The organism is Catenulispora pinistramenti (genome assembly GCF_018274385.1).
GTDB lineage: Bacteria > Actinomycetota > Actinomycetes > Streptomycetales > Catenulisporaceae > Catenulispora > Catenulispora pinistramenti.
The window spans coordinates 1-2,676 of the sequence record NZ_JAAFYZ010000440.1 but is presented as its reverse complement, the minus strand read 5'-3'; the positions used below and the strand labels follow the sequence as shown (position 1 = coordinate 2,676).

At 72.4% G+C, this 2,676-nt stretch carries 2 protein-coding genes; both read right to left on the bottom strand.

All coding sequences use genetic code 11. From position 1 onward, the window contains the following. On the bottom strand, window positions 1-1,060 hold a 1,060-nt coding region (locus KGQ19_RS48270), incomplete at its 3' end, for an AAA family ATPase (RefSeq protein ID WP_212022321.1). Window positions 1,061-1,109: 49 nt separating this feature from the next. Beyond that, a partial coding sequence (locus tag KGQ19_RS52445; RefSeq protein ID WP_307856743.1) for a helix-turn-helix transcriptional regulator occupies window positions 1,110-2,676 on the bottom strand: 1,567 nt, incomplete at its 5' end.

Sequence of the window (2,676 nt, the reverse complement as noted above, 5' to 3'; positions counted from 1 at the left end):
GCCGCTGGGGTGATTCGGAGGCGGTCAGTACGCCGTCGGCCAGCGCGCGGGACAGCGCGGCGGCCGGGTCCGCGGTCCGGTCGGCGAGCGCTCGGGCGACCAGGGCCGGGCTTGGTTGCGGCAGAGCCGCGGTGACGACCAGGGCCTGCCGCGCGTCGGGCGACAGGCTGTCCAGCCGCTCGCGCACCAGGTCGGCGAGTGCGACGGGGATGGGGATAGGGATGGCGACGGGAATGGGCAGCGGGCCGCGATCGCCGTCGCCACGCCGCAGTGCCGCGCCGAACTCCAGGATCCAGAACGGGTTGCCTCCGCTGTGCTCGACCAGGTCGCGCAGAGCGGTGGTCGGCAGCCGCAGGTCCAGGCGGTCGGCGAGCAGGTCCGCGGCGGCTGCGACGTCGATCGCGGTGACCGGGACCGTGGCGACGTCCTCGGCAGGCAGCAGGCCCGGCGCCAATGGGGCTGACAGGGCCGATGCCGCCGACGGGACCGACGGGACCGACGCGAGCGTGCTGGCCGTGCGTCGGGTCGCGAGTACGCGCAGGCACTCGCCGCCGAGCCGCGACAGCGCGTATTCGAACGCTTCGATGCTCGCCCGGTCGATCCACGGCAGGTCGTCGATCGCCACCAGCAGCCGCCGGTCCCGGCACAGTTCGCGCACCGCGGCGGCAGCGGCGGTCCCGACCTCGTGCGGACCGAGCTGCCCGCCCTCAGGCAGCCGCCGGACCATCGCGATCTCCAACGCGGCCCGCTGCGCCTCGGGCAGCCGGTCCAGCACCTCGTCCAGCACCGGATCGAGCAGGTCGGTGAGGCCGGCGAAGGAGAGCCCCGTCTCGGTCGGGTCGCCGCGCGCGGTGAGCACCCGCCACCCGGCTTCGCGTGCCGACTCCACACCCGCGCTCCAGACCGTCGACTTGCCGATGCCGGCCTCGCCGGTGAGCAGGAGCGCGCGGGGACGTTCGGCAGCGTCAGCCAGCAGTTCACTCACCGCGGCGAGTTCGATAGGGCGCGCGACGACCAACAGGTGCGCGTTCAGCGAAGACTTGATCAGTTCTTGTGTCATGGCTTGTGGTTCATTTCTCGCGATCGATCAGGCGGTGTGAGGCCCGGCGCTAAGCCAGGCGGCGGGCCAACTCGGTACGCGAACGCACACCGAGCTTGCGATAGATCGAGCCCAGGTGGCCCTCGACAGTGCGCACGCTGGTCACCAACCGCTCAGCGACCTCGCGGTTGCTCAGCCCACCGGCGACCAACTCGGCGACCGTGGTCTCGGTAGCGGTGAGGACGCCGCCAGAGCGGGCCCGCTGCACGCGATCAAGCTCAGCCTGAGCCTGCGCCGCGAACGGAACCGCACCGGCGCGGGTGAACAGATCGACGGCAGCGCGCAACACCGACAGCGCCTCGGTTTTGGCCCGCCGCCGACGATGGACGCCGCCGAGGGTCAGCAGGCTGCGACCCAGTTCGAGCCGCAGCGGAGAACGCTCGTGCGCGGCCACCGCCAGACGCAGCGCGGCAACGGCGCCGTCGAGGTCGTCCCGGGCGGCGAGCACGGCCCCGTCAAGGCGGTGCGCGATGCCGACGAGCGTCGGCCGCCTCATCCGCTCGCCGAGTTCTCGCTGTTCAGCCGCCAGCGCGCCGGCGGCATCCAGGTCCCCGGTCGCCACCAGGGCCTGCCCGAGATCGGGCTCCAGCCGCTGCCGCCGCCCCGGCTCCAGGATGTCAGCACCCTGTGCCAGCCGATACGCCCGCTCCAGCCGCTCGCGAGCGTCCTCGAAGCCGCCGTCGAGCAACGCCGCCAGGCCGAGTACGTGCTCGTAGAAGATGTCGCCCTGCGGTTGAATCGTCTCCCGTCCGTCGGCCCGCTGCTCGGCGATCAGCTTCCGGGCTCCGTCGAGATCACCGGTGAGCACGCGGAGCAGGGCATCGGCGACATACATCGTCAACGGCGCGACGCCACCGGGCGCGGCCAACCTCAGCCCGTCCGCGACAGCCTTGTGCCCCGAGCGCAGATCACCGGCCCAGCACTCGGTGAGCGCCAGATGGCTGAACAGTGTGGGCAGCACCGCGTCGTCGCCCTCGGCCTGGGCTTGCGCGATCGCGGCGTGCAGCGCGACTCGGGAACCGTCCAGGTCATCGACAGCCTTATGCCAGAAGCCCTGCACGACAGACAACCGGGTCCAGCTGACCTGATGCGCAACGCGTCCCTGTAACACTGCGATGCGAGCAACGACCGGCTCCGGGATCCCCTGACCGGAGTCCAAGCTGACGCCGACCTGGTAGCGCAGCGCCGAACAGAGCGCGGCTGCGTCGGCACCATCCCCCACCCGATCGAAGGACTCGAGCGCCAACCGCACGAGTTCGTGGCGCGGCGTTTCCCGGCCGTCGCCGTAGTCAGCGGCGAGGGCGAGGGCGACCGCGCGCAGGTGCTCATCGGCCACCGGACCGGTGAGGTGTGGACGCAGTACGGCTTGCGCGGCCGGACGGCCCTGCGTCCAGTACGTCGCCTCGGCCAGCAGAGCCAGTGCCTCGCGCGTGGTGTCGACGTCAGCCCCCTCACTCACGTCCCGGGCCAGCCGGGCGGCGCGGGCCATGTCCCCGACCCGGTGGGCCAGGCGGGCAGCGGTCAGTCGGCGTCGGCGCAGGTCGTCCCAGCTCCGGTCCCCGCCCTCGCTCTCGACC